A 1,933-nucleotide genomic window follows, 5' to 3' on the forward strand; every position below is an offset into this window, starting at 1 on the left:
CTACCGGATAATTCTCATACACCAGCAGACTCTCAAACAACCCCTGCTCCCCCGAGACCTCACTCTGCCGCCGGATTTCACTCAACCCCAGATAACCGTATTCCGTGTACTCAGCCTGCCGGCTCTGCTGCACCCGCAACCAGCTATCCAGCCCAACCCCCTCCCCAAACTCCATCCTCACCGGCACCGTCTGGATTAACAACCCCACCATCTCCTCTACCCCGGCCACCTCCGCCGGACGACCCGATACTGTCAGGCCAAACACCACCGTCTCCTCGCCACTGTAACTGTGCAGCAGATACCCCCACGCGCACTGCAACAGCGTACTCATCGTCGTCCCACTCCGGCGCGCCACCTGGTGCAGCCGCGCCGTCTCCCGCCGCGATAACACCCGCCTCACCGTGTGGGTCCTTTCCTCCTGCGTCTCCGCACCGCCCCGCGATACCCGCGCCACATTCAGCGGCGTCGGCCCTTCCACCCCCGATAACGCCGTCCGCCAAAATGCTCGCGCCTTTTCCCTGTCCTGCCTGCCCAGCCAGGCAATATACCCCTTATACGCCACCGGTAACGGCAACGCCGCCCCCTCGCCTTCCCGGTACAACCGCTGTATCTCCTGCCACACCAGCGGACCGCTCCACCCATCCAGCAGCATATGATGGCATGTCCACAACAGCCGGTAACGCCCGCCGCCACACGCCCTTATCCCTATCCGCATCAGCGGCGCTGCCGTCACGTCAAATCCCCGCGCCCGGTCCTCACGGCACCACGCCTCACTCGCCGCCGCCTGTTCCGCCTCTGTCAGCCCCGACCAGTCCGCCTCCGACCACGGCAGACTCACCGACGACCGCACCATCTGCACCAGACCCCCCTCGCTGTCCGCCACAAACTGCGTACGCAACACCGCATGCCGCTGCACCACCGTTTCCCAGGCCCGCCGTAACCGCGCAATATCCGGCGAACCCGCCAGCATCACGACGGTCTGACAGAGATACACTCCCCCGCTCTCCCCCGACAGCTGGTCGTGATACAACATCCCCGCCTGCATCGGCGTCGCCGGATAGAGGTCCTCGAATCCCGGGTACTGTTGCTCCCACGCCGACAACTGCGACTCTGACACCCGCATCAGCGGAAAATCCGCCGGCGTATACCCTCCCTGTCCCACCGCCACACAGTGCGCTATCACCGCCTGCAACCCCTGCTCTATCGCCTCACCCAGCCCCGCCATCGTCGCCCGCTCATACTCCCGCCGGCTGTAATCCAGCACCAGATGCAGACGGCCCCCCGCCACCCAGCCGTTCAGCCCTAACCGGTGATGCCGTTTATGCCGCCCGCTCACCGGCTCTCCCGTCTCTCCCGGTGCCGGCGTAAACAGGCCCCCTTCGCCCCCATCAAACTGCCCCAGATAGTTAAACACCACTTCCGGCCCGCCCGCCGCTTCCGCCGCCGCCAGGACCGGGTCGCCGGCCAGATAACGCAAAATACCGTACCCTATCCCGTGATGCGGCACCGCCCGGCACGTCTCCTTCACCTGCCGGATTAACCCCGCCAGCCCCCCGGTCGCCGGCCGCGACAGCCTCACCGGGTACACCGACGTAAACCACCCCAGCGTGCCACTGGTATCCAGCTCATCAAACAACAGCTCACGCCCGTGCCCTTCCAGCCAGACCCGCAGGCCGCGCTGCCCGCGCCAGCGCCAGAATCCCTGCAACACCCCGGCCAGCAACAACTCATCCACCCGGGTTCGGTAGGCCGCCCCCGCCGGCTGCAACAACTGACCGGTCTCCGCCGCCGACAGGCGGATAACCACCTCCTCACTGTCCGCCTGTAACGACGCCCCCGCCCCGGGATAATCCACCGCCAGCCCTTCTCCCGCCACCAACAGCTGGTCCTGCCAGTACCCCCGTTCCGCCTGCAATGCCTCACTCCCGGCATA

The 1,933-nt window shown here is 65.9% G+C and carries 1 protein-coding gene; it reads right to left on the minus strand.

Features of this window, described 5'->3' with window-relative positions; translation table 11 throughout:
• Positions 1-1,915 (minus strand): condensation domain-containing protein (locus tag EAE91_RS23305; RefSeq protein WP_244869012.1); only part of this gene is annotated, 1,915 nt, incomplete at its 3' end.
• Positions 1,916-1,933 lie beyond the last annotated feature (18 nt).

The sequence above is a fragment of the Photorhabdus noenieputensis genome (assembly GCF_018448935.1).
GTDB lineage: Bacteria > Pseudomonadota > Gammaproteobacteria > Enterobacterales > Enterobacteriaceae > Photorhabdus > Photorhabdus noenieputensis.